The sequence below is a fragment of the Enterococcus sp. FDAARGOS_553 genome, assembly GCF_003812305.1.
GTDB classification, from domain to species: Bacteria; Bacillota; Bacilli; order Lactobacillales; family Enterococcaceae; genus Enterococcus_D; species Enterococcus_D gallinarum.
In genome coordinates this window covers 1,111,523-1,136,539 of record NZ_CP033740.1, presented here as the reverse complement: position 1 = coordinate 1,136,539, position 25,017 = coordinate 1,111,523, and the positions used below count along the sequence as shown (strand labels likewise).

Annotated in this window: 23 protein-coding genes and 1 other annotated feature; of the genes, 5 read left to right on the top strand and 18 right to left on the bottom strand. The window is 38.5% G+C overall.

Going from position 1 to position 25,017, the window contains the following annotated elements; all coding sequences use genetic code 11:
- Positions 1 to 193: 193 nt before the first annotated feature.
- Genes EGX73_RS05895 through treR form a run of 3 tightly spaced genes read left to right on the top strand, consistent with a single transcriptional unit; the run spans position 194 to position 4,256 of the window.
- Complete coding sequence (locus EGX73_RS05895) at positions 194 to 2,821, top strand: glycoside hydrolase family 65 protein (protein WP_005473039.1); 2,628 nt, start codon at positions 194 to 196, stop codon at positions 2,819 to 2,821.
- A 14-nt stretch (positions 2,822 to 2,835) separates the two neighbouring features.
- On the top strand, positions 2,836 to 3,486 hold the full coding sequence (gene pgmB / locus EGX73_RS05890; RefSeq protein WP_003128987.1) for a beta-phosphoglucomutase: 651 nt from the start codon (positions 2,836 to 2,838) through the stop codon (positions 3,484 to 3,486).
- A gap of 53 nt (positions 3,487 to 3,539) precedes the next feature.
- On the top strand, positions 3,540 to 4,256 hold the full coding sequence (gene treR / locus EGX73_RS05885) for a trehalose operon repressor (protein ID WP_003128986.1): 717 nt from the start codon (positions 3,540 to 3,542) through the stop codon (positions 4,254 to 4,256).
- 108 nt (positions 4,257 to 4,364) lie between these two features.
- Here the strand turns inward: treR and rny are convergent, their stop codons facing one another.
- Positions 4,365 to 5,939 carry a ribonuclease Y gene (gene rny / locus EGX73_RS05880; RefSeq protein ID WP_029487351.1) on the bottom strand — a complete coding sequence of 525 codons (1,575 nt, stop codon included), beginning with the start codon at positions 5,937 to 5,939 and terminating at the stop codon, positions 4,365 to 4,367.
- A 239-nt stretch (positions 5,940 to 6,178) separates the two neighbouring features.
- Between rny and EGX73_RS05875 the strand changes: the two genes are divergently transcribed.
- Entirely contained in the window at positions 6,179 to 7,369 is a 1,191-nt protein-coding gene (locus EGX73_RS05875) for an IS256-like element ISLgar5 family transposase (protein ID WP_000997693.1), read from the top strand.
- Between the two features lie 165 nt (positions 7,370 to 7,534).
- Here the strand turns inward: EGX73_RS05875 and recA are convergent, their stop codons facing one another.
- From recA to EGX73_RS05845, 6 genes are all read right to left on the bottom strand, one after another.
- Positions 7,535 to 8,581 (bottom strand): recombinase RecA, encoded by a 1,047-nt coding sequence (recA, locus tag EGX73_RS05870; RefSeq protein WP_003128984.1) that lies wholly within the window; start codon positions 8,579 to 8,581, stop codon positions 7,535 to 7,537.
- Between the two features lie 103 nt (positions 8,582 to 8,684).
- Complete coding sequence (locus EGX73_RS05865) at positions 8,685 to 9,923, bottom strand: competence/damage-inducible protein A (RefSeq protein WP_003128983.1); 1,239 nt, start codon at positions 9,921 to 9,923, stop codon at positions 8,685 to 8,687.
- An 82-nt stretch (positions 9,924 to 10,005) separates the two neighbouring features.
- Positions 10,006 to 10,587, bottom strand: coding sequence for a CDP-diacylglycerol--glycerol-3-phosphate 3-phosphatidyltransferase (pgsA, locus tag EGX73_RS05860; RefSeq protein ID WP_005473048.1), 582 nt, complete (start codon positions 10,585 to 10,587; stop codon positions 10,006 to 10,008).
- A 111-nt stretch (positions 10,588 to 10,698) separates the two neighbouring features.
- Positions 10,699 to 11,604, bottom strand: coding sequence for a RodZ domain-containing protein (locus EGX73_RS05855; protein ID WP_123866815.1), 906 nt, complete (start codon positions 11,602 to 11,604; stop codon positions 10,699 to 10,701).
- A gap of 332 nt (positions 11,605 to 11,936) precedes the next feature.
- Positions 11,937 to 13,235 carry a pitrilysin family protein gene (locus EGX73_RS05850; protein ID WP_003128977.1) on the bottom strand — a complete coding sequence of 433 codons (1,299 nt, stop codon included), beginning with the start codon at positions 13,233 to 13,235 and terminating at the stop codon, positions 11,937 to 11,939.
- Positions 13,228 to 14,496 (bottom strand): pitrilysin family protein, encoded by a 1,269-nt coding sequence (locus EGX73_RS05845; RefSeq protein WP_003128975.1) that lies wholly within the window; start codon positions 14,494 to 14,496, stop codon positions 13,228 to 13,230. The genes EGX73_RS05850 and EGX73_RS05845 overlap by 8 nt, the downstream gene beginning before the upstream one ends.
- 149 nt (positions 14,497 to 14,645) lie before the next feature.
- Between EGX73_RS05845 and mscL the strand changes: the two genes are divergently transcribed.
- A complete protein-coding gene (mscL, locus tag EGX73_RS05840; protein WP_005473052.1) occupies positions 14,646 to 15,089 on the top strand; it encodes a large conductance mechanosensitive channel protein MscL in 444 nt (147 codons plus the stop codon).
- Positions 15,090 to 15,218: 129 nt separating this feature from the next.
- On the opposite strand, the gene EGX73_RS05835 is transcribed toward mscL, so the two are convergent.
- From EGX73_RS05835 to radA, 11 genes are all read right to left on the bottom strand, one after another.
- Complete coding sequence (locus tag EGX73_RS05835; protein ID WP_123866814.1) at positions 15,219 to 15,656, bottom strand: GNAT family N-acetyltransferase; 438 nt, start codon at positions 15,654 to 15,656, stop codon at positions 15,219 to 15,221.
- Positions 15,657 to 15,728: 72 nt separating this feature from the next.
- Positions 15,729 to 15,974: a Veg family protein gene (locus tag EGX73_RS05830; RefSeq protein ID WP_003128972.1), complete on the bottom strand. Its 246-nt coding sequence runs from the start codon at positions 15,972 to 15,974 to the stop codon at positions 15,729 to 15,731.
- An 87-nt stretch (positions 15,975 to 16,061) separates the two neighbouring features.
- Positions 16,062 to 16,622: a sigma-70 family RNA polymerase sigma factor gene (locus tag EGX73_RS05825; RefSeq protein WP_003128971.1), complete on the bottom strand. Its 561-nt coding sequence runs from the start codon at positions 16,620 to 16,622 to the stop codon at positions 16,062 to 16,064.
- A 94-nt stretch (positions 16,623 to 16,716) separates the two neighbouring features.
- Positions 16,717 to 17,235, bottom strand: coding sequence for an NYN domain-containing protein (locus EGX73_RS05820; protein WP_005473058.1), 519 nt, complete (start codon positions 17,233 to 17,235; stop codon positions 16,717 to 16,719).
- Positions 17,232 to 18,059, bottom strand: coding sequence for a 23S rRNA (guanosine(2251)-2'-O)-methyltransferase RlmB (rlmB, locus tag EGX73_RS05815; protein ID WP_003129276.1), 828 nt, complete (start codon positions 18,057 to 18,059; stop codon positions 17,232 to 17,234). Before rlmB ends, EGX73_RS05820 begins: the two co-directional genes overlap by 4 nt.
- Positions 18,007 to 18,447 (bottom strand): Mini-ribonuclease 3, encoded by a 441-nt coding sequence (locus EGX73_RS05810; protein WP_003129275.1) that lies wholly within the window; start codon positions 18,445 to 18,447, stop codon positions 18,007 to 18,009. Before EGX73_RS05810 ends, rlmB begins: the two co-directional genes overlap by 53 nt.
- Positions 18,444 to 19,853, bottom strand: coding sequence for a cysteine--tRNA ligase (cysS, locus tag EGX73_RS05805; protein WP_003129274.1), 1,410 nt, complete (start codon positions 19,851 to 19,853; stop codon positions 18,444 to 18,446). Before cysS ends, EGX73_RS05810 begins: the two co-directional genes overlap by 4 nt.
- On the bottom strand, positions 19,837 to 20,382 hold the full coding sequence (gene epsC / locus EGX73_RS05800; protein ID WP_003129273.1) for a serine O-acetyltransferase EpsC: 546 nt from the start codon (positions 20,380 to 20,382) through the stop codon (positions 19,837 to 19,839). Before epsC ends, cysS begins: the two co-directional genes overlap by 17 nt.
- 67 nt (positions 20,383 to 20,449) lie before the next feature.
- Positions 20,450 to 20,645, bottom strand: a binding site (T-box leader).
- Positions 20,642 to 22,099, bottom strand: a complete 1,458-nt coding sequence (gene gltX, locus EGX73_RS05790; protein WP_003129272.1) for a glutamate--tRNA ligase — start codon at positions 22,097 to 22,099, stop codon at positions 20,642 to 20,644. It overlaps the preceding feature by 4 nt.
- Positions 22,100 to 22,276: 177 nt before the next feature.
- On the bottom strand, positions 22,277 to 23,404 hold the full coding sequence (locus EGX73_RS05785; RefSeq protein ID WP_003129271.1) for a PIN/TRAM domain-containing protein: 1,128 nt from the start codon (positions 23,402 to 23,404) through the stop codon (positions 22,277 to 22,279).
- Positions 23,405 to 23,609: 205 nt separating this feature from the next.
- The gene (radA, locus tag EGX73_RS05780) at positions 23,610 to 24,980 is read right to left on the bottom strand and encodes a DNA repair protein RadA (RefSeq protein ID WP_003129268.1); all 1,371 of its coding nucleotides are present in this window, start codon (positions 24,978 to 24,980) and stop codon (positions 23,610 to 23,612) included.
- Between the last annotated feature and the right edge of the window lie 37 nt (positions 24,981 to 25,017).

Below are 25,017 nucleotides of genomic sequence, written 5' to 3'. Positions count from 1 at the left end.
AACATGCTTTATTTTTGTTGGTACAAAAGGATTTTCATTCAAAAAAATAAACTTTGAGCAAATAAAAAAAACAAATCACTTTCATTTAACTTTACACAATAATTTAAAAAAACAGCCTTATTAAATTGAAAAAGCTTACAATATCGGTTATAATCATTTTGCATGTATAGACAAGTAGAAAGGAGAGAATACTGTGAACAAAATTGAGATCACTAATGATCAATGGCTATTGGCCGACCACATGGGTGCTATATTCACGTTTACAGGGACCACCAATGAACGAATAGCAGCATTAAAGAAACAATTGGAAAAGAATCAAGAGGGAGGAATCCTTTCCGACTCATTCGTCTTTACTAACGAAGAAGGAACCTTTTCATTAGATCAATGGTTAACCGAAAAATTAAATCGAGCGTTTGTATGTGGAACTGAAGAAAGCTTTGAAGAGAAGCGTTTGGAGATTCCTTGGCAATTAGAATATTATGGCTATACTCCTGGCAAAGATGAGTACTCCGTTGAATCACTATTAACAGTAGGAAATGGCTTTATAGGGTTGCGTGGTACTACACCAGAAATGGAGATTTCCGATGCCAATTATCCTGGGCTTTATTTAGCAAGTCTCTATAATACGGCGGAGTCAGAGGTGTCTGATCGTACCATTACAAATGAGGACTTCGTCAATGCACCAAATCTGCAAAAAATTTATTTAGTCATTGATAACGAAAAAATCGATATCGCACAAAATACACTTTTATCTTTTAAGCGTCAATTAAATTTAAAAACTGGATTATTTACCTCCTTCGCTGAAATCGAAACACAAACAAAAAAGCAATTAAGAATTGAAACACAAAAAATTGCTAATATGGGAAATAGTCATCACTACTCCATCCTTTACCGCTTTACTCCACTTAATTTTACCGGAGAAATCGACGTGATAAGTGAAGCAGATGGTTCGGTCTACAATTATAATGTCGCACGCTATCGAAGCTTGACAAACAAGCACTTGACCATTCAAACAACGGAGTATTTTAAGAGCAAAGCTCTACTCATTGCCCGTACAAATCAGTCTGACATTACGGTTTGCCAAGCATCACAATTATTTTCTGATGACTTTTCTCTTGAAACATTAAAATCAGAAAAAACGGCAGAAAAAGTAATTCAAAAATTAACAATTTCTGTGGAGAAAAATAGAACTTATACTTTAGAAAAATCAGTTACTGTTGCTAAATATCAAATGGGAGAACAAACAACTACTAGCAAGCTGGCACTTCTTTCACTACCACGGTTTAAAGAAATGTATGCTGAATCCAAAGAAGCTTGGCGCAAACTATGGGAGAATGCAGCCATTACCATTGATGGGGATCTCATGTCACAAAAAATGCTGAATCTTCACACATACCATCTATTAGTGTCAGCAGCACCCAACGCCTATGAGCAATCTCTTGATGCTAGTATCACAGCCCGTGGTCTCCATGGTGAGGCTTACCGTGGTCATATTTTTTGGGATGAATTATTCATCTTACCTTTTTATATTCTTCATTTTCCTAAAACCGCCAGAGAGATCTTACTTTACCGCTATCAGCGCTTAACGGCAGCCAAGAAAGCAGCCAAAGAAGCCGGATACCAAGGAGCAATGTTTCCATGGCAATCTGGTTTAGATGGAACAGAACAGTCACAAGAACTTCATTTGAATCCTATCAGTGGTGAGTGGAAAGAAGACCATAGCCGATTGCAACGTCACGTTTCTTTAGCGATTGCCTATAATGTATGGCAGTACTGGCATAACGTTCGTGACCGATCTTTTATGGAGCAATACGGTTTAGAATTAATTTTAGAAATTGCTCATTTTTGGCAGAGTGCTGCTACTTTGGATTCTCTCACAGGCCGTTACTCAATCGAAGGTGTCATGGGACCGGATGAATTTCATGAAAGCTATCCCAACAGTCAAAAAGGTGGGTTGAAAAATAATGCATATACTAATATGATGGTAGTGTGGTTGTTTGAAGAAGTGGAAAAATTACGCAACCAACTTTCACCAGAAATCTTTCAAAGTGTAGCAGCTAAAGTGCAGCTTTCAGAGGACAATTTCTCACAAATGACCGATATTCGTAAAAATTTATGTTTAGAAATTAATCCCGAAGGAATTATTGCACAATTTGAAGGCTATTTTGATTTAAAAGACTTAGACTGGGATCATTATAGAGAAAAATATGGGAACATTTATCGTATGGATCGTATTTTAAATGCTGAAGGAAAAAGCGCCGATGCATACAAAGTTGCCAAACAAGCTGACAGCCTAATGATTTTTTACAATTTTTCAACAGCGCAAGTGCATCAAATTTTAGATGATCTTACTTACCGCTTACCCGAAGATTATGTAGAAAAAAACTTGCATTATTATTTGGCAAGAACTTCTCATGGCTCTACACTCTCTCGAGTTGTACATGCTCAATTGGCAGCAATGGTTGACCAGCAAGATCTCGCTTGGTCTTTATATCAAGAGGCTCTCTATTCAGATTACCGCGATATTCAAGGAGGAACCACTGCCGAAGGAATTCATGCGGGTGTAATGGCGGCAACTCTCTATATTCCGCTAACGACATTTGCGGGAATCGATTTTCGGGAAGATGTGATGCGTATTGATCCAAATCTGCCTAAGCAATGGCAAAATATTCAATTTAATATTCAAGTCAGAGGTATTAATTATCACTTTAATGTTACACATGAAACATTGACAGTTGTAGCTGACCAAAATACAACGATCATTCTTTCTGGTGCTACTCATGAATTAAAAGCCAATAAAGAACAATCTATCAACTATTAAAGGAGAGTAACATAATGAAAAAAGGGTTTGTTTTTGATTTAGATGGTGTGATTACAGACACAGCCAAATATCACTATATCGCATGGAAAGAACTAGCCGCTGAAATCGGTATTGAAATCGACTTAAAATTCAACGAACAACTAAAAGGGATTAGTCGTATGGATTCCTTAGAGCGTATTTTAACATTAGGAAATAAAAATGATGCTTATAGTTCAGAAGAAAAAGATGCTTTAGCAAGCAAAAAAAACACTCACTATGTTCAATTACTTCAAAGTCTGACTCCGGATGACCTTCTTCCGGGTGTCAAAACTTTTCTAGAAGAAGCAAAACACAAGGGGATTCCTTGTGCTATCGCATCGGCATCTAAAAATGCGCCATTTATTTTAGATAAATTGGGTGTCATGCAGGATTTTGATGTAATCGTTGACCCAGCCACACTTTCTAAAGGTAAACCAGATCCAGAAATCTTTATCCAAGCTGCAAAAGGGCTGAACATTAAACCTAGTGATGCAGTTGGTTTTGAAGATGCCCAAGCAGGTATTGATGGCATTAAGGCAGCTGGCATGTATGCAGTTGGTGTCTATTCTGGTGAAGAACTGCATGGAGCTGACACAATCGTCGAAAAACTGACGGATCTTTCAATTGATGAATTATTGGCCAAATAGCCGATTGCTTTTCAAAAATGCCCTCGCTATAATAGGCAAGAGGAGGCAATCCCATGAATAAATTCAAAGAGATATTTTTGGATCTTGAACAAAAGATACTGTCAAACGAATACCCGCCACACTCTCTTTTACCTAGTGAGAACCAATTAATCAAAATGTACAGTGTTTCTCGTGAAACGGTTCGAAAAGCCTTGAATCTTTTAAAAAATGCTGGCTACATTCAAAAAAAACAAGGAAAAGGTTCAATCGTTTTAGATCTGAATCGTTTTGACTTTCCTATTTCTGGTCTAACTAGTTTTAAAGAATTACAAGATACTCAACGTATTCCTAGTGAAACAAAAGTAGTTGAAATTCGTAAGATCGCCGTTTCACCAAAATTACATGGTATTACTGATTGGCCAGTTGCTTCTGAAGCTTGGAAATTGGTACGTCAAAGAAAGATTGATGGTGAAGTTGTCATTCTAGATAAAGATTATTTAGATGCTTCGATTATTGAAGAATTGCCTGAACGTCGAGCACAAGACTCGATCTATGATTACTTTGAAAATGATCTTGGACTTGAAATTGCCTATGCACAAAAAGAAATTACCGTGGATCCAGTCAATAAAGAATTAAGAGATTTAATGGACCTTCATCCTGATGATCAACATGTTGTTACTGTACGTAGTTTGGTTTATCTTGAAGACACACGCTGTTTTGAATACACTGAATCGATACATCGCTTAGATAAATTTCGATTTGTAGACTTTGCGCGCAGAAGAAAAATCTAACCTCTCTTAAGTACTAGGCGGCTTTGATTAATTTTAATCCTGCTAACGAGGGCTAAACTATTTGATAAAAAAGAACCTTGGCTTTAAAAGCCAAGGTTCTTTTTTATGCTATTTAGCGTAATCAGTTGCTCGCGTTTCACGAATAACCGTTACTTTGATATGTCCTGGATAATCAAGATCATCTTCAATTTTTTTGCGGATATCACGTACTAGACGAACCGCATCTAAATCGGAGATCTCTTCTGGCTTAACCATAACTCGTACTTCTCGTCCTGCTTGTACAGCAAAACTTGAATCTACACCTTTGAAGCCATTCGCAATATTTTCTAAGTTTTGTAAACGACGGATATAGTTTTCCAACGATTCGCTACGTGCACCTGGTCTAGCAGCGGATAAAGCATCTGCTGCAGCTACCAGCACAGAGATAACTGAAGTAGCTTCTACGTCTCCATGGTGGGATGCAATTGCGTTAATGACTACAGGATTTTCTTTATATTTGGCAGCAAGTTCAGCACCAATCTCAACATGTGAGCCTTCAATTTCATGATCAAGTGCTTTCCCAATATCATGCAGCAGTCCAGCACGTTTTGCTAACTGAATGTCCTCACCTAATTCAGCAGCTAGAACACCCGAAAGTTTTGCCACTTCAATTGAGTGATTCAATACGTTTTGTCCATAACTGGTTCTAAAGCGTAAACGTCCCAATATCTTGATCAAATCAGGATGTAGGGTATGTGCACCGACTTCAAAGGCTGCTTGTTCCCCATATTCACGGATGTGTTCATCCATTTCTTTGCGGGATTTCTCAACCATCTCTTCAATACGTGCAGGATGGATCCGTCCATCTTGGATCAGTTTCTCTAATGTCATTCGTGCAATCTCTCGACGGATTGGATCGAATCCTGATAGTACAACTGCTTCTGGTGTGTCATCGATAATCAGATCAATACCGGTCAATGTTTCCAATGTCCGAATATTGCGTCCTTCTCGTCCAATGATTCGACCTTTCATCTCGTCATTTGGTAATGATACGACAGATACTGTTGTTTCTGATACTTGATCTGCAGCACAACGTTGAATTGCTAATGACAATAAGTTTTTCGCTTTACGATCTGCTTCTTCTTTTGCACGTTGCTCTGATTCTTTTACCATAATCGTTAATTCATGATTCAATTCTTCTTCCGTTGATTTCATGATCAACTCTTTGGCTTCCTCTCTAGACAAAGCCGCAATACGCTCTAATTCTTGCTGTTGCCCATCGATTAGTTTTTCTACTTCTTTTTCTCGCTCGTCAATTAATTGTTGTTTCTCACTAAGTCTGTTTTCTTTTTCTTCCAGTGAGTGCTCTCGTTTTTCCAAAGAATCATCTTTGCGATCAAGTACTTGTTCTCTTTGGAGCAAGCGATTTTCTTGTGATTTTAAATCAAGTTTGCTTTCTTTCAACTCACTTTCAATCTCTGACCGATAACGCTGATTTTCTTCCTTAGCTTCTAACAATGCTTCTTTTTTTAGAGTTTCTGCTTCTTTTTTAGCGCTTTCGATAATTCCAGTTGCAGAATTTTGCGCGCCATTGATCTCTTTTTCGTGACGAGATTTGGTCACAAAAACTCCTAATCCAAGACCGACAATTAAACCGATGATAGCGAGGAGAATGTAAAGTAGTTCCAATGAATCCACCTCCATACTATCTTTTACAATATTTTGTAGTTTTGATAAACAAATTAAAATAAATTATCAAGTTGCCTACTGCTATGTGGAAACCCACATAAGTTTATTCTAATGTTTGTACACAAGAGTGTCAACTTTAAATCCTATGTACATCACCTCCGAGAGTGTAAAATATTTTGTGTAAATAGAAAAAAGGAAGTCCCTTCTGTAGAATAGAGTTACCACAACACATTCACAGAAGAGAGGACTTCCCTATGAACGATTTTACTACAGAAATTCTAAAGACTCTAGCGAACAAAGGCGATTTGAATGAATTATTCCGTGTCCATTTGGAGAAAGCAGTCAATACGCTTCTCAAAACGGAGTTAACGGCTTTCCTAGATTACGAAAAGTATGATCGCATTGGTTTTAACACGGGTAATTCTCGTAACGGCTCCTATGACCGTACGGTCAAGACCGAGTATGGGGAACTTCATCTCCAGATTCCGCGCGACCGCAATGGTGAGTTCAAGCAACAGACTGTTCCTGCTTATAGACGGACGAATGACACGTTAGAGGAGACCGTCATTCACCTCTTCCGAAAAGGTATTACCATGTCGGAAATCGCAGACTTGATTGAGAAAATGTATGGGCATTACTACACGCCCCAAACCATGTCCAATATAACAAAATCATTTACAGAAGAGGTAACGGCGTTTAAAGGGCGGGAGCTTCATGACCGTTATGCTGCTATTTATATGGACGCAACGTATATTCCGTTAAAGCGGAAAACCGTCGCCAAGGAAGCTATTCATATCGCAGTTGGCATTCGCCCGGACGGATCAAAGGAAGTATTGAGCTATGCGATTGCACCGACTGAATCCATCACGATTTGGGAGGAAATTTTATTGGACCTTCAAGAGCGCGGTTTGAAAAATGTCCTCCTGTTCATCACGGATGGCTTAAAGGGGATGGTAGGAGCGATTAGTCGGTTCTATCCCAAAGCTCGTTTTCAACATTGTTGTGTACACGTTTCCCGTAATATCAGTCACAAAGTGCGTGTCGATGATCGTAAGGAAGTCTGTGATGATTTTAAAATGGTGTATCAAGCCTCATCTAAAGAGGTGGCGTTGGAAGCACGTGGTGCTTTTGCGGAAAAAAGGAAAACCAGCTATCCAAAAGTGGTTGAATCGATTCTTTCGAACGATCACTTGCTCACTTTCTATGATTTCCCCTTGGCCATACGCAAGAGTATTTATTCTACGAACTTGATTGAATCCTTTAATAAGCAAATCAAGAAATACAGCCACCGCAAGGAACAGTTCCAAAACGAAGAGTCGATGGAACGTTTCTTAGTCTCGTCTTTTGATACTTACAACCAAAAATTCCTAGGTCGCAGTCATAAAGGCTTTCAACAGGCCGAAGGCGAACTTGAACAAATGCTAAGCCAACTGATTGAGAATTAGAAACAATCTGCAGTAGGGAAGAATCATTTACACAAAATTATTGACGCTCCCTCACCTCCTATAGGTTTCATTTTAACGTGCAGTTTTTATGAGCAGATCTGTTATTACTGTACAAAAAAAGCCAAACACTTGAATGTTTGGCTTCTTCTTTATCGTTAAACGATCTTATTCGTCTAATGGTAGTTCTTCTTGCGCATCTTCTGTTTCAATGACCGTTTCTCCGGTACCAATGCCGTACGCATCGCGAACACGAGCAGAAACTTCCATCATCATTTCTTGATGTTCACGCATATAGTTTTTCGCGTTTTCCCGCCCCTGACCAATGCGATCTCCTTTATAAGCATACCAAGCACCGCTCTTATCAACAATGTCTTGCTCTACTGCCATATCAAGCAACTCTCCCTCTTGAGAGATTCCTTGTCCATACATCATGTCTACTTCAGCAACTTTAAAAGGTGGCGCTACTTTATTTTTGACAACTTTGATTTTTGTCCGGTTTCCGATAATGTCTGTTCCGGATTTTAATTGTTCTGCACGTCGTACCTCTAATCGAATCGTCGAATAGAATTTAAGCGCACGTCCACCAGGAGTTGTTTCAGGATTACCGAACATGATCCCAACTTTTTCACGAATTTGATTGATAAAAATCGCAATTGTTTTGGTCTTATTGATTGATCCAGATAATTTACGCAATGCTTGAGACATCAACCGGGCTTGAAGACCAACGTGGGTATCACCCATCTCACCATCGATCTCAGCTCTTGGTACCAAAGCGGCAACCGAGTCGATAACAACAATATCGACAGCTCCACTTGATACTAAAGCATCAGCGATCTCAAGACCTTGCTCACCTGTATCGGGCTGAGATAGCAGCAAATCATCGATATTTACACCCAATTTTTGTGCATATTGAGGATCTAATGCATGTTCTGCATCAATAAAGGCTGCTGTTCCGCCACCTTTTTGAACTTCAGCGATTGCGTGTAAAGCAACTGTGGTTTTACCAGAACTTTCTGGTCCATATACTTCAACAATACGTCCACGTGGATAACCACCCACACCTAAAGCAACATCCAAAGCCAATGAACCACTTGGAATCGTCGAAATTTGTTGATCGACTTTCTCACCAAGTTTCATAATGGCACCCTTACCATAGTTCTTTTCAATCTTTTTCAGTGCAGCATCTAAAGCTGCTTTACGATCATCTGCCAAACGGATAATCCCCCTTATTTTCTTCACTTTCGTGTGTCAATTACTATGTTAATAATAGTCCTTCTTTTAAAAAAATGCAAGAAAAAACGAACAAACATTCGTATCATCTTAACAATTCCTTACGTAATAGATCTAATCCTGCCATTACTGCACTATGACGAACGTATGCACGATCTCTGGAAAAATGATAGCACTTGCTTTTCACACCTTCATTGGTTGCTAAAGCAATCCAGACCGTTCCTGGGCGTTGATTCTCAAGCTCATCTGGTCCAGCTACCCCGGTAAAAGAAAGGGCGTAATCCGCTTTTTCTTTGGCTTGGGCAGCAAGCGCCATCGCTTCTGCACATTCCTTGCTGACAGTTCCATAAGCTGTTAGCAAGTCTTCATTGATTCCTAGCATCTTACTTTTTGTCTCTTTAGCATAAGTCACATAACCACCAGAAAATACACGGGACACGCCTGAGATGTCTCCCAGCGTCGCTTGAAAGAGTCCCGCTGTCAAACTCTCCGCAGCCGTCACGGTTTTTTTCTTTTCTTTCAACATATCAACGACTACTTCAGCTAATGAAGTATGCTCTCCATATCCATAAAAATATTCGCCCACTCTTGCTTGGATTTGTTGTTCTAATTCATCTAGTTTGGCTTGTCCTGCCGATTCATCCGTAGTTTTCACCGTCAAACGCAAGGTTACTTCATTGGGTTTAGCATACGGTGCGACCGTTGGGTTCTTCTGAGAATCAATTAGATCGGCAAGTTCAGTTACTAGTGCGGATTCTCCAATTCCATAAAATCGCAATACTCGAGAAATCAACTGTTCTTCTGATGAAAACTCTGTCTGCAAAATTGGACGGGCTTGTTGGATAAACATAGGTTTCAGTTCACTTGGTGGTCCAGGCAACAGGAGATATGCCGCTGTAGCTGTTCGGTAGAAGATACCGATTGCTAATCCAGTTGCATTAGGTAACGCTGTACCATCTTTGAATACCAACGTCTGCCTCAAATTATTTTCTGTCATAAAACGCTGACCATTTTTGAAAAAGGTCAGCATTTGCTCATACCCTGCTTCGTCACGAACGAGCTCTTGACCGACATGCTGTGCAACGATTTGTTTGGTTAAATCATCTTCTGTAGGTCCGAGACCACCGCAAAATACGATCAAGTCACTGCGATTCTCGGCAAGTGTTACTAGCTCTTCCAAACGCTTTGGATTGTCCCCTACAACACTATGATAGTAAACTTCGATTCCTAAACTAGCTAATTCTTCTGATAAGAAAGTTGCATTGGTATTCACCACCTGTCCCAAAAGCAATTCGGTCCCTACTGCAATAATCTCTGCCTTCATTTCATTACTCCTTCATTATCAACTACGTTGTAATTGATTTTTTTTACAAAAAAAGTTCAGAATTCCTCTGAACTTTTAGAAATTACATTGAACCTTTAAAAACACTGGCATTTTTAATGAAATAATCGATTCCAGAATAAATTGTAAAGATCAAACATACATACAACATGATTTGATCCAATGGAATGCCTATGAGTGAAAAAGGAAGATTGTTAATAAATAAGAAAATAATGGCAACCATTTGTGTTGCTGTTTTGATTTTACCAGGCCAAGCAGCAGCAAGAACTTCACCATGATGCTCTACTAACAAGAGCCTTAAACCGGTGACTGCTAACTCTCGACAAATGATGATAGAGACTACCCAAGCTGGAGCCTTATCCAATTCGACTAACATAATAAATGCAGTCATTACCAGCATTTTGTCCGCTAAGGGATCGGCAAATTTCCCAAAATTGGTAACCAATCCTCTGGAACGAGCAATCTTACCATCCAGCCAATCCGTAATGCTTGCAACAGCAAATAGAATGGCTGCTATCAGATGTGTTGTGAGTAAATCGACGCCTCCAACGTCCAATGTTCCTAAATCGATTGGCAACGCCAAAACTAAAATAAATATAGGAATCATTATGATGCGTAATACAGTTAATTGATTAGGTAAATTCAAAAAATTTGCTCCTCTCTGACAAATATTGTACGAAAAAAACGGAAATCATGCTACTACAGCACTTGCCATAGGAACAATGTTATCTTTCTAACTAATTAATCGTTCTTCTGATCAGTTTGTTTCTTGATACTCAATCGCTAAATGCACATTTTTTTGGAGCAATTTATACTGAGGATCATCGAAATCAATTTTTTGCCCGTTTGCCACAATCTGGATATTTTGACTTGCACCAAGTACAATGGTTGCATTGGTTGCATTTTCTGGCAATGTCGTCGATTGGACTTCGCCCGCTTGTAAAGTATATTGGTAGACATACGCATTGTCTACAAGAATGCCTACCCAACACGAGGCATCTAATCCAGTTAACTCTAATTTAATTGGATTCGTCGCATCTTTAATTGAAATGCTGATATCTGATTGGGAAGATTCCCCTTTGGTCATAGTCATTTCTTTCTCACTAGATTCTGTGCTGCTAGAAGATTGAGTCTCTGACTCGCTCGTTTCTTTGCTTGCTGTCGATTCCACCGTGCTTGAGGTTGATGTATAGGCTGAATTCTCAACCACCGGTGCCGAACTACCTTGAATCATAGGGGTTGAATGTCTGTCTTGCCAAGCCATATACCCAACAATACAGATAATAGTGACTGCTACTAATCCTAATAAAATCATTGGTAAGTAGCGGGATAAAAACGTTCCGCCTTTTTCCTCTACATGCAAAGCTTTTCTCGATCCGCTTACGGTCTCAGGTTGAGGTCTTTTAGGCAGTGGTTCTGCCAATGTATCTTTTCCATCAAATACAGAAACTAACTTATCTCCGTCCTCACCTACAGCGGCGGCATATTGACGAATAAATGCACGAACATAAAAAGTTCCTGGTAATTGTTCAAAACGATCGGCTTCGATTGCCTCCAAATACCTTTTTTGAACTTTTGTCATTTGCTGTAATTCATCTAATGAAATATGTTTATCTAAACGGGCTTGCCGTAATTTTGCTCCAATCGTAGTTTCGTTGGCCACTCGATCATCTACTCCAGTCTTTACTATTCATTTTATGGAAGGCAAACACTTGGATCGGAAATCCACTTCGTTTCTCCTTGTCATCCTTGGATTGCTTAATTGATAGGTTGTTTATTAAATATAACATTTTTACTCTTGATTTTTCATCATAAATGAAAATTGTTCAATCAGTATCATTTAAAGAATACCATAAAAAAAATTGACTGAGGATAACATTCAGACAAGTCGCAAACAAAATTTAATACTTTTTGATCTCATTACTCATTCTTCTACAAAAACAAGAGCCATCTATCAGAAAATGCATAGACGGCATCTTACACAATGACGATTAATCAGTTAGTTTTAGTTGGTAGCAAGTAAAACCGACTGAATGCTTTTTGATCAATGAATACTTTAGCAGCAGATCGAACATCATTGAGCGTGATTGAACGTATAACATCTGGCAAATCAAAGAGTGTTGTTTCGCCAAATAAGCTTTGTGTAAATTGATTAGCAATAAATTCTAATGAATTGAGAGATTGAAAATATTTACCCAGCATTTTTTTCTTAAGTAACTCAAGATTCTTCTCGTTCATTTCAGGATCATTTTCATAATTCAATAAAATTTCTTCAACCGCTTGAAGCATCTCTTCAGGGTATTCTGCATCTCCAGAAAAATCAGCAAAGTAAAAACTTCGATCCAAACTTACTTCGAAACCAAACGTATCATCAATAATTCCTTGATCATACAACCTTAAGTAATTAGCTGAAGTATTACCTAAAAGTAATTGGAACAATAAATTCAAAGATTGTTTATATCGTAGCAACTCCCGACCTTCCGTCGGACGTTTCTCCATATTCCCTTTGATACCCAAAACACCTTTTGGTCGCGTAACGGGCATCCTCATAATACTTTCTGGAATAATTTCTTGAACGGTTTCTTCCGGAAATTGACGCTTAATTTCTTTTGCTGCAGAAAAAGTTTTTGCTGCCTGGTTTTCTCTGATCCAGTTCATTGTCTCTTCTGGATCGATGTTTCCAACTATGAACAAAGTCATATTGCTTGGGTGGTAGAATGTATGGTAGCACAGATAAAGATCTTCTGCTGTGATGGCTGCTATACTTTCAACAGTCCCAGCAATATCAATGTGAAGCGGATGCTTTGGATATAGATTCTTAATGACACCAAAAAATTGTTGCCAGTTAGGATCATCATCATACATCTGAATTTCTTGCCCAATGATCCTTTTCTCTTTCTCAACCGTTTCTTTCGTAAAATAAGGCATCTGTACAAAATCTAAAAGGGTTTCTAAATTTTTTCGAATTTGATTGGTAGCCGAAAAAAGATAACTCGTTTTTGTGAAGCTAGTAAATGCATTGGCTGATGCTCCATGTTGCCCAAATTTTTGAAAGACATCACCGTCTTCTTTTTCAAAAAGTTTATGCTCTAAGAAATGGGCAATACCATCTGGTACAGTATGCATCGTTTCATTCGCATAACCAAAATGATTATCGATAGAACCATAATCTGTACTAAAAAGACCGTATGTTTTATGAAACCCTTCTTTAGGTAATAAATAAACTGTTAATCCATTGGGTAATATCTCTTTATACAAGACTTCATTTATTTGATTATAATGTTTTTTATTCATGATCAAGCTCCTTATCTAAAAAGAATACGGCTTGAAGTTCGATCTTTTGAGCAATTTTTTGAACATCTGTGACCGATACCTCTTCCAAACGCTGTATAAATTGCTCTTCACTCATTTTAGTATTCGGTACCCACTGATTAAGATATTCTGTTTCAATCAAAGACTGTGGACTATCCAACGATAACAAAAACTGATTTTTAAGCATAGCTTTTGTCTGTGCCAATTCAGCCTCTGTAATTTCTCCTCTTTGTAAACTTTGAAGTTGTTGTTCAATCAAAGTAAAGACTTGATCCCGGTTACTGCCATCAATTCCTGTTTGAACAGATAAATAACCTCGAAATGTATCCACATTACTTGATGCATAGTAAGCTAAGCTCTCTTTTTCTCTAACATTCATAAATAGTTTTGAATGAGGAAATCCGCCAAATAATCCATTAAAAACCATGAGAGAGAAACGTTCCGGTTGATTATAATAAACACCCGTACGATAACCTAAGTTCAGTTTTGCCTGAGTCACAGGCTCTCTGACGATTTTCTCGCGGATAATATTTTCCAAATCTTGACGATAAAAAACAGAAAGATCTTTTTCAGGACGATTTTCAAAGGGGAGATCCTTCATAACTTCAATTACTTGATCTTCTTCGACATCCCCAATCACAAAAATATCTACAGCATCTTCTTTAATCATAGAACTATATGTTTCTGTTAGTTCTTTTGCCGTCACATCTTCCAAATCTTCAGGACGACCAAAACTTGGAAATTTTTGATTGTCACTTTTTGAAAAAAATAATTCTTGTAAGCTTAATGAAGCAAACGCCTGTTTATCCTCAGCAATACTTCTCATATAAGCAATCAAATTGCTTTTTTCGATCGTAAAATTTTTTGATTCAAATTCATCTTGAACAATATTTGGGAAAAAAAGCACTTCTTTCAAAAAAGAAACAGCTTGGGTAAATAGTTCTTCATCAGCAACATATTTTCCGTTGACGAACGACATCGCTGCATTGACTTGATGAAGATCCCCTTTTTTATTAACATTCATGCCAAAGCTTGCTCCATACAATTCTGCCAGTTGCGTACTAAAGGCTGTTTGAGTGGGATAACGCAAACTAGTTGTCTCTAATAAACTCGTCAATAATGTGCGTTTCGCAGCCGTTTCAGCCGCTAATTGCGAAGTAAATCGAATAAAAACACGGATTGTTTTATATTTTTTAGTCGGCAAAACCGTGAGTCGAACATTTTTTTTTAGTTCAATTGCCATAATGCACCTCTTATCCTCTCAAAAATCATCTCTTCAATTATAGCATAATGCAGAATTTTTCCAGAAAAATTACTCATTTTACGGGCGTATATTTTTATAAATCATCGTTTATTCGTTATACTAAGAATAAATTTAAAGGAGGTTTGTTTATGATCAAGGAATTTAAAGAATTTATTTTGCGCGGAAATGTGATTGACTTAGCTGTTGGGGTTGTCATCGGGAGTGCCTTCACAGCGATTGTCACCAGTTTGGTAGAAGGTCTTTTAACACCATTAGTTTCGCTGGTATTTTCATTTTTCGGCAGCGAAGATGCATTTTCAGGGCTTGTTTGGGAGCCTAAAAAAAATGTCGTCTTTAATTTCGGTCAAGTGATTACTGCAATTATTACATTCTTGATTACTGCTTTTGTTCTATTCTTAATCGTTAAAGCTGTGAATAAATTGCGCAATCTTCATCAAAAACCAGTTGAAGAAGAAGAACCAGAAGTTACTGCCGAAGACTATCTTCAAGAAATTCGTGACTTATTGAAAGTACAAACAGAATCCCGTACCAATATCACAACTAATGATATAAACCGTGATCCTTTTAACTAGATAGTTTTTTAGAATGATTCGAACAATAATGGATAGCTCTTGAAATCAGAAAAGCTCTGGCAAATACATGTCAGAGCAGAGAGTTATTCATGATTTGTTCATCTTTTTTTTTATAAGTAATGACTGCTTTTATTTCTCTTTTCTCATAACCACATGTAAAATTCCATCTTCATCAAAAGGATCGGAAACAGTGACAAAATTATATTTCCCGTAAAATTTCTGCAAATGCGCTTGAGCTTCGATTTCAATCGGAGCATTTGGATAGAAACGATTTAGTTGTTTGATGATTTCTTGTAGCAATTGATCCCCATGCCCTTGTCCACGGAACAGAGGATTTACTAAAACTCGACAAAAATGAACCGTACCTTCGATAAAATATATCCTTGCATAAGAAACAAGTTGTTGCTGTTCATCAAAAATACAAAGATGTTTAGCAATCAAATCAATTGCATCTACTTCTTGATAGGGACAATTTTGTTCTACGACAAACACTTGAGTACGTAAAGCAGCGATTTGGTGAAATTCTAATCCGGTCATCTCATGCAACTCTTTTATCATAACAATCATTCTACTATCTCCTAACTAATCAATAATAAAAAATACAAAAAAAGAGCTAACATTTTGTCAGCCCTTTTCTGATCAAACAGCTTTTGTTAAAAATTCAATCTCAACCGTTCGAGTAAGAATATCCGAATAACTATAGGAAACACGTTCGAACGAATTTTCGTTTGGATCTAAATCCACGACAAACACAGAAGGGTATGTTTCTGTCAAAACACCACGGCGTTCCGTTTGACGTTTACGCCCAGTTTGAGCAACTAGCATGATTTCACTGCCTATACGACCTTCTAAATCTTTTTTGATTGTTGCTAAAGTTGTTGGCATCGCATTCACCTCAAGCAACAGTATACTATAATTTACAGAAAATTTCAAGTTTACCATAAAATAATTATTCTTTCAATAAGATTTTCTCTAAGGGTTCATAAGAAGCGCTCTCAATTTCTTTTTACCGCGGTTGTAAGCGCTTTTAATTTGTTGCAGTGGAAGTTCTGTTTGTTCTGCGATTTGTTCAAGTTCTAATCCTTTCAAGTAATTCATTATAACGATTTGCTCTAACTTCGAAAATGGCGAATCGTATTTATTCATAGTTTCTTGAAGCATTAAATACTTCTCCGCTTTTTCAGTTTGTTCATTTTGATCGGAGAGAAAATTTGGTCCTTCATGAGAAATTTTTTCTTCAAGAGAAGAAGAATTTAATTGTGCTTTTCTTTTTTGTGCTTGTTGCAACCGTAATAAACTGCAGACGCGATTTTCAAACGAGCGTTTGAACAAAACTCCTAGTGTTGTTCCACGGTTTTCATCATAAGCCTGCAGACATTTGTTAAAAACAATACGGCCTTCTTGCATCCAATCATCTAAATCATAATCTTTGAGATAATATTTTTTGTACATAATCTCGACGATAGGGCGATACTTGAAAAACATTGCTTCAAATTCTTCTGAACTCCTACTGATTGATTCGTTTGATTTCATTTTGTTACGCTCCTTTTATGCTTAATTTTTGGTACAAAAAGAGCGTAACATATTCTTGTTCATTAGTTTCTCATTTAACGAACCAACTTTGTCCCTAACTCAAATCATGCAGTTTTTTTTCTAATTCAGCTAATTGTTCAGGCGTCCAAGGAGAGTTTCTGCGAAAATTTTCAAATTTGATGTCTGTTTGATGCTGATGGATTGCTTCTTCTGTTTTTTCAATACTTTTATAAAGCTCTCGAGCAGAAGTTCGCAACGCACCTTGAGAAAACACAACCCATTGTTCTGCTAAGTCACTCGTTGCAACTGTTACTTGAGTCAAACGGTCATTCAATTCTCCAGCGATGCGTTCGATATAGCTGTCAGCAGTTTCACCTTCTTCAGTAAAGATGACTTGTAACTGATATTTACTATAGCTTTGAGTAACACCGGGAACCAATTGCGCATCAAATACAACAATAATCTTTAATCCTTCGTATTTTGAATAATTGGATAATCGATGCAATAACGCCTCTCTTGCATCTTCTAAACGATCTTGGTTTTTTAATAAGACTAATTCAGGCCAAGCACCAATCATATTATAGCCATCGACGATTAGCAGGGGCGTTTTCATTGCGGCGCCCCATTTCGACTAGTAAAAGCTTGATACATTAATAACCCAGCTGCCACACTAGCATTCAAACTTTGTACATGACCAGTCATCGGAATAGTCAACATCTCATCAACATCTTTTTTCAATCCTTCACTCATTCCTCGACCTTCATTGCCGATAATCAATCCCGCTGCCCCTTGAGCATTCCACAAACGGTAATCAGTTCCTTTCATATCCGTTCCAAAAATCCAAAAACCAGCTTGTTTTAGTTGTTGAATCGCTTGGCTTAAATTGGTGACACGAGCAATCGGAATATGTTCTACAGCACCAGTAGAAGTCTTCACGACTACAGGAGTGATTCCTACTGCACGGTGTTTCGGAATAATGATTCCGTCTACCCCACTAGCATCCGCTGTTCTCAGGATTGAACCAAAATTATGTGGATCCTCTAAATTGTCTAAAATCAAATAGAATGACTGCTCTTTTGTTTGTGCCAATAATTCATCCAGTGATAGGTATTCATAAGGGGTGATCGCTAAAATCACACTTTGATGGACGCCTTGATTGCTCATTTGATCGAGCTTTTGTTTTGGCACCCACTTGACTGGGACAGACTGTGCGCGAGCAGCTTCTTTTAACCCATCGATTTTTTCCCCTCTGGCATCCTCTGCCATAAATAATTTATTCCCGCGTCCTTCTTTCAACGCTTCAATTACCGCATGATAACCGAATACAAAATTCTCATCTATCAATTCAGTTGTTTCTTCACGAAAATTCTTTCTAGTGTGCTGTTTATTTTTTACCGTGTTTTGACGCGACGGTTTTCTTTGTTTCTTTTCCCTCATCTTCTTCCCCTACTTTCTTGATACACCAAGCTACGAGCGTGTCTAAACGATCCTGTTGCTTTGTTAAGTGTAGATACCCAATTAAGGATTCAAAGCCTGTAGCAATGCGATAGGTGGTTACATCAGCATTTTTTGCACTGGTATGGCTTTTACTATTTCGTCCACGACGGTAAAAATCATATTCTTCTTCAGTCATTATTTCTTCATCAAGCATCTTTTGGATCAATGCCGCCTGAGCTTTTGCTGATACATAGTGTGTCGCCATATGATGAAGCTGATTAGGTCTTGTTTGTCCTTGTTCAATCAAATAGTCCCGAATGTATACTTCATAGACCGCGTCCCCAATATAGGCTAACGCTAGTCCGTTCAACTGTTTGTAATCTCTCATGCGTCTCTTCTCCACCGGGTACCTTGCGCTGTGTCTTCCAAGATAATCCCTTTTTCTTTTAGCACATCCCGGATTTCATCGCTTCGGGCAAAATCTCTTGCTTGTCTTGCTTGGATACGTTCTTCGATTAGTTGTTCGATCTCTTCATCTAAAAGTTCCTCACCCACAAAGTAAATCCCAAAGATGGCTAGCCATTCCTTGAATTTTTCAACTGCAGCAGTCAATAATTCTATATCGATTGAAGCACTTTCGCTGTAAGTGTTCAACCATTTTGCAAGTTCATATACTACTGTGATACCATTTGCTGCATTAAAATCGTCATCCATTTCTTGTACAAAACGCTGTTCAAATTCTGCTAAGATGGCATGGTCGGTTCCTTCTGGGAATCCTTCTTTACTATTTTGCAAACGAAATTGTGCATTTTCTAAGGCTGTTCTCAATTTTTGCAGATTTGTTTCTGCCTCTTTCAATGTCGTTTCACTGTATTTGATTGGACGCCGATATTGGGTAGTAGCCAAAAAGAAGCGCAAAACTTGAGGATCAATTTTTTGAACCATTTCATGGACAGTAACGAAATTGCCCAAAGATTTACTCATTTTTTCTTCTTCTTCACCAATCGTGACATAACCATTGTGCATCCAATAATTAGCAAACGTCTTACCCGTTTTCGCTTCACTCTGTGCAATTTCATTTTCATGATGAGGGAAAGTCAGGTCCTGTCCACCTCCATGAATATCTATTGTTTCTCCTAAATGTTTGGTTGCCATAACGGAGCACTCGATGTGCCAACCGGGACGTCCTAGTCCCCATGGTGAATCCCAAGCGATTTCGTTTTCCTTAGCCGCTTTCCACAAAGCAAAATCTAACGGATCTTCTTTGATCTTTTGTTCTTCACCCGTTCGTTGACTGGCCCCAACTTCTAATTCATCAATTGATTGATCACTTAACTGACCATAGTGCTTGAATTTACGTGTACGGTAATACACATCATTATTTGCCATATAGGCGTATCCTTTATCTACTAATACTTGAATAAACGCAATAATGTCTTCGATGTGATCCATTACTCGCGGATTTAATGTAGCTGGTTGAACATTTAAAGCCGCAGTATCTTTATTGAATGCTTCGATAAAACGATCTGCTATTTCTGGAGCAGAAGTTTTCAATTCTTTGGCGGTCCGAATAATTTTGTCGTCAACATCGGTGAAGTTCATTACGTAATCGACTTCATACCCTCTATATTCTAAGTATCTGCGAATCGTGTCAAAAGATACTACACTACGTCCGTTGCCGACGTGGATATAATTGTAAACTGTTGGCCCGCAAACATACATTTTCACCCTACCTTGTTCGAGAGGTTGGAAAACTTCTTTTTTACGTGTTAACGTATTATAAATTTTGATCATCTTGGCTAACCTTCTTTCCTTTGATTCTTACGACTTTGGCTGGTATTCCTACAGCAGTCGCTTCATTTGGGATATCACTAAGAACCACTGCACTAGCACCGATTCTGGCGCTTTCCCCTATTGTGACAGGGCCAAGAATTTGTGCATGAGCTGAAATGAATGCCCCTTTTTTTATGGTCGGGTGGCGTTTCCCTTTTTCTTTACCTGTCCCGCCTAGTGTTACACCGTGAAATAATACGACGTCATCTTCAATAATAGCTGTTTCTCCAATTACAACACCCATCCCGTGATCGATAAAAACCCCTTCGCCAATCTGAGCACCAGGATGAATCTCGATGCCTGTCAGAAAACGCCAAAACTGGGATGTGAGTCTAGCTAGAAGAAAGAGTTTTTTTTGAAATAAAAAATGCGACCAGCGATGCCAAAACAATGCGTGAAAGCCCGGATAAGACAATACGATTTCCAGCGTTGATCGAGCTGAAGGGTCATTTTTTTTCGCTGCTGCAATTGCTTTTTGGGTCCAAGTCATCTTCTCACCTGCTTCCCCTATTGATTACTTACATACAAAAAAGCATCTTTCAAATAAGTTTCCTTATTCAAAAGACGCTCAACCACGTGGTTCCACTTTTGTTCACAGAATTTTCTGCCTTGGTGCAGGTAACGTCTGCTGCCGTTTTTGACTTGCGCCAAAACCACTCCTAGGTGCATTTCCTTACTTTTTTTAATCACTCTCACCACCCGTGATCTCTCTTCAAAAAAAAGGTAAGTACTTCGTCTATTCTTCGTGTTTATAATACATTATTTAAATGATCAAGTGCTTTTTCTTTTCCTAGTAATTCTACTGTATCCGGTAATTCTGGTCCGTGCGTTTGTCCTGAGACAGCAACACGAATTGGCATAAACAAGTTTTTGCCTTTGATTCCTGTTTCTTTTTGGATCTCTTTGATTGCAGCTTTTACTGTTGGTGCGTCAACTGTAGTCATTGCAGTCAATTTTTCTTTAAAGGCATTGAGTACAGTTGGAACAGTTTCACCCGCCAAGACTTCTTGCGCAGCAGCATCCAATTCAGGATGTTCATTAAAGAATAACTCAGAAACTTCCACAATTTGTGCAGCATAACTCATTTGTGGTTGATATAGTGAGACGATTTTTTTCAGCCATTCTCTTTTTTCTACGGAAGGCTCTTCTTCAATTCGACCTGCTTTGATTAAATATGGCAAACACATTTCTGTCAACTGATCCAGGTCCATTTGACGCATATAGTGGTTGTTGACCCACTCCAATTTTTTGGCATCAAAAGCCGCTGGTGATTTGCTCAAGCGTTCTGGATCAAACATTTGGATCAATTCAGATTGAGAAAATAACTCATCTTCTCCTACTGGGGACCAACCCAACAATGCGATAAAATTGAACATTGCTTCTGGTAAGTATCCTAATTCACGATACTGCTCAATAAATTGTAAAATTGATTCATCGCGTTTACTTAGCTTTTTACCAGTTTCGCTGTTGATGATCAGTGTCATGTGTCCAAATTGTGGCGCTTGCCAACCAAATGCTTCATAGATCATCAATTGTTTTGGTGTATTAGCAATATGGTCATCGCCCCGCAATACATGTGTGATTTTCATATGATGATCATCAACTGCCACTGCAAAGTTATATGTTGGCATCCCATCGCGCTTTTGAATGACAAAATCGCCGCCTACATTATCTGACTCAAAAACGATCTCACCTTTTACCATATCATGAAACTTATACTCTGTATTTCTAGGAACTCGGAAACGAATAACTGGTTGGATACCTTGTGCTTCTTTTTCCGCTTGCTCCTCTGGTGTTAGATTAGCGCATTTTCCGCCATAATGAGGCATTTCGCCACGTTCGCGTTGTTCTTCACGCTCTGCTTCTAGCTCTTCTTCTGTACAATAACACTTATAGGCACGATTGCTTGCTAGCAACTGATCAATCAATGGTTGGTACAACTCACCGCGTTCTGATTGGCGGTACGGTCCGTACTCTCCAGGGTTTGCAGGGGATTCATCCCAATCAATACCCAACCAAGCGAGATTCTCTAGCTGGCTCTTCTCACCATCTTCAATGTTTCTTTTTTGATCCGTATCCTCAATACGGATAATAAATTCGCCATCGTTATGACGTGCAAATAAATAGTTAAACAATGCTGTTCGGGCATTTCCGATGTGTAGATGTCCAGTTGGACTTGGAGCATAACGTACTCGCACTTTAGTCATCTTTTTCCTCTTCCTTCATCTGATTTGCAAACAATCCTTTGCTGTTCGGTTTTTACCTTCTAGCTTATAGGGAAAATCTCCGATAATAAAATAGTTCGCTCAGCTAGAATTGTACAATCATTAAGCAAAATAGTAAAGGCAACCTGCGTAAAATCCGCCAATTGCCATTGATTATTGCTAATTTTTTGTGTCATCCTGATTATCGATTCCACGACTTGAATGAGCCGGTTTAGCAAATATCATTCGTCCCGCAGCTGTCTGCAGTGCGCTCGTAACAACTACTTGGATATGTTCATTCATGTAATGCTGTCCATCTTCAACAACAACCATCGTTCCGTCATCCAAATAAGCGACACCTTGTTGTCTTTCCGTTCCAGCTTTTACAACAAGTACATTCATTGTTTCTCCAGGAATCACTACTGGTTTAACTGCATTCGCAAGAGCGTTGATATTTAACACAGGAACATTTTGAAATTCTGAAACTTTGTTTAAATTATAGTCATTTGTAACCACAATACCATCAAGGATCTTTGCTAATTTGATCAATTTGCTGTCGACCTCAGAAATATCATCGAAGTCACCCTCATACATTTCAACAGCGATACCTTCTTCTTTTTGCAAAGCATTCAAAATATCTAATCCACGTCGACCTCGTACACGTTTCAAGCTGTCTCCTGAATCTGCAATATATTGTAATTCATATAAAACAAAATTGGGAATTAATAGGACCCCTTCAAGAAAACCTGTCTTAGCAATGTCGTAGATACGTCCATCGATGATAACACTCGTATCGAGAATTTTATACTTATGAAAATGATCAGCTATTTTACGATCAAGCATCTGTTGTTCTTCAACAGGTTCTGTTTTCTTGCTTTTAGAAGAAAAGATTTTTTTCCATTCTTCGATTCGAGTCGTGCCAATTTGAAAGCCAAGATATCCCAACAACGCCATTACTAAAATAGGCGCGATTCCGTTAATAAAAGGAATATCCCAATTATAAAAAGGAATCGATACAATGACCCCGATCATTAAACCAATAATTGATCCGATTGCTCCAAATAATAAATAAGTTAGACTCAATTCACTCAATTTTTCTTCAATTTTACGAATTCCAGCTGCAATATATTTCGCTAATAGCAAAGATAATAAAAAGAAAATAAGGGCTCCAAGCAAGCTATTAGTGATATTATTGTTCAGCCATTCATTTTTTGATTGACCAATGGTTTGCCATGCAACAGGCATTAATGAGATACCTAAACTTGCTCCAGCAAGAACCATTAGCGCAGTAATGACTCGTTTCTGCATACACGTTCCTCCAAACTAATTTAGTACGAAGCTGAGACTCATAAACGAAAAAATCTTTTTTAGAAAGAGCTGGACAAAGATAGCACCTTCTGATGCAAATAGTTCTCAATAAACAGTCTTCATTCATTCTTGTTCTGATAATTTCGTTATTTTCGTCTCATCTTCGAATTTATTCTTTTTTTTTTTAACTAACACCTTATCAGAATTAACGAAAAACTTTTCGTAGGGTTTCCGATAAAGTTGACACGCCTTCTACTTCGATACCTTTGGGCGGTTGCCACCCAGTAAGATTATTTTTAGGTAAATATACTTTAGTAAATCCTAATTTTTGCACTTCTTTTACCCGTTGTTCGATCGCATTGACGCGTCGAATCTCACCAGTCAACCCAATTTCACCGATAAAACATTCCGTAGGACTCGTACCTTTTTCCTTATAACTTGAGGCTATGCTGACTGCAATTGCTAAATCGATTGCAGGTTCATTTAATTTTACACCACCAGCTGCTTTTAAATAAGCATCTTGATTCTGTAGAAGCAACCCAGCCCGTTTTTCAAGGACCGCCATGATTAATGAAACACGATTAAAATCCAATCCGGTAGTCGTTCGTTTAGCGTTACCAAACATAGTTGGTGTCACCAAAGCTTGGATCTCTACTAAAATCGGTCGACTGCCTTCCATTGCAACAACGATGGCAGAACCCGTAGCGCCTTCTAATCGCTCCTCAAGAAAGACTTGAGAGGGGTTGGCTACTTCTTTCAATCCGCCTGCTTCCATTTCAAAAATCCCAATCTCATTTGTCGAACCAAATCGATTTTTGACGGCACGCAAAATACGGAAGCTGTGATGCTTTTCACCTTCAAAATATAAAACGGTGTCCACCATGTGCTCTAGCATTCGTGGACCAGCAATTGAACCTTCTTTGGTTACATGTCCCACAATAAAAATAGCAATCCCGTTGGTTTTAGCCAGTTTTAGAAGTTCGGCAGTCGTTTCTCGAACCTGACTCACGCTTCCTGCCACACTAGTGATATCTGGTTGTGTCATCGTTTGTATCGAATCTATGATGACATAATCCGGTGTTAGATTTTCGATTGCCTTGCTTATCTCAGACATATCCGTTTCTGGATATAAATAAAATTCCGTATCAATGGCTCCTAAACGCTGGGCACGCATTTTTATCTGCTCTGCACTTTCCTCACCCGAAACATACAATACTTTGCCGCCAATAGCTGCAAGCTGCTGTGAGACTTGCAGTAAAAGAGTCGACTTGCCGATTCCTGGATCACCACCAATCAAAATCAATGATCCCGGAACAACACCACCACCCAAAACTCGGTTTAGCTCTGCTAGTTTGGTCTGTACTCGTGGTTCTTTCTTTGGTATGACATCAGCAATTTTTGTTGGTTGCATCCGTTGTCCCGTAAGAGTAGTCCGTACTCGCCGATCCGTTGTTTCTTGAATCACTTCTTCTACCATCGAATTCCAACTACCACAATTAGGGCACTTCCCTAAATACTTTGGTGAAGAATATCCGCAATTTTGGCAGACAAACTGACTCTTTGCTTTCTTAGCCATTGCAAACCTCCAATTCGTTATCTAGGACTGACTGCAT

What these genes read in the sequence shown, in the direction of transcription:
- pgmB (WP_003128987.1), top strand. Translation starts at nt 2,836, where the DNA reads ATGAAAAAAGGGTTTGTTTTTGATTTAGATGGTGTGATTACAGACACA.
- rlmB (WP_003129276.1), bottom strand. Translation starts at nt 18,059, where the DNA reads ATGAGGGAAAAGAAACAAAGAAAACCGTCGCGTCAAAACACGGTAAAA.
- EGX73_RS05785 (WP_003129271.1), bottom strand. Translation starts at nt 23,404, where the DNA reads ATGCAGAAACGAGTCATTACTGCGCTAATGGTTCTTGCTGGAGCAAGT.
- EGX73_RS05835 (WP_123866814.1), bottom strand. Translation starts at nt 15,656, where the DNA reads ATGATTGTTATGATAAAAGAGTTGCATGAGATGACCGGATTAGAATTT.
- mscL (WP_005473052.1), top strand. Translation starts at nt 14,646, where the DNA reads ATGATCAAGGAATTTAAAGAATTTATTTTGCGCGGAAATGTGATTGAC.
- EGX73_RS05850 (WP_003128977.1), bottom strand. Translation starts at nt 13,235, where the DNA reads ATGAATAAAAAACATTATAATCAAATAAATGAAGTCTTGTATAAAGAG.
- epsC (WP_003129273.1), bottom strand. Translation starts at nt 20,382, where the DNA reads ATGACTTGGACCCAAAAAGCAATTGCAGCAGCGAAAAAAAATGACCCT.
- EGX73_RS05810 (WP_003129275.1), bottom strand. Translation starts at nt 18,447, where the DNA reads ATGAGAGATTACAAACAGTTGAACGGACTAGCGTTAGCCTATATTGGG.
- cysS (WP_003129274.1), bottom strand. Translation starts at nt 19,853, where the DNA reads ATGATCAAAATTTATAATACGTTAACACGTAAAAAAGAAGTTTTCCAA.
- EGX73_RS05875 (WP_000997693.1), top strand. Translation starts at nt 6,179, where the DNA reads ATGAACGATTTTACTACAGAAATTCTAAAGACTCTAGCGAACAAAGGC.
- treR (WP_003128986.1), top strand. Translation starts at nt 3,540, where the DNA reads ATGAATAAATTCAAAGAGATATTTTTGGATCTTGAACAAAAGATACTG.
- EGX73_RS05830 (WP_003128972.1), bottom strand. Translation starts at nt 15,974, where the DNA reads ATGCCAACAACTTTAGCAACAATCAAAAAAGATTTAGAAGGTCGTATA.
- EGX73_RS05820 (WP_005473058.1), bottom strand. Translation starts at nt 17,235, where the DNA reads ATGAAAACGCCCCTGCTAATCGTCGATGGCTATAATATGATTGGTGCT.
- rny (WP_029487351.1), bottom strand. Translation starts at nt 5,939, where the DNA reads ATGGAGGTGGATTCATTGGAACTACTTTACATTCTCCTCGCTATCATC.
- gltX (WP_003129272.1), bottom strand. Translation starts at nt 22,099, where the DNA reads ATGACTAAAGTGCGAGTACGTTATGCTCCAAGTCCAACTGGACATCTA.
- EGX73_RS05865 (WP_003128983.1), bottom strand. Translation starts at nt 9,923, where the DNA reads ATGAAGGCAGAGATTATTGCAGTAGGGACCGAATTGCTTTTGGGACAG.
- EGX73_RS05825 (WP_003128971.1), bottom strand. Translation starts at nt 16,622, where the DNA reads ATGAAATCAAACGAATCAATCAGTAGGAGTTCAGAAGAATTTGAAGCA.
- radA (WP_003129268.1), bottom strand. Translation starts at nt 24,980, where the DNA reads ATGGCTAAGAAAGCAAAGAGTCAGTTTGTCTGCCAAAATTGCGGATAT.
- EGX73_RS05845 (WP_003128975.1), bottom strand. Translation starts at nt 14,496, where the DNA reads ATGGCAATTGAACTAAAAAAAAATGTTCGACTCACGGTTTTGCCGACT.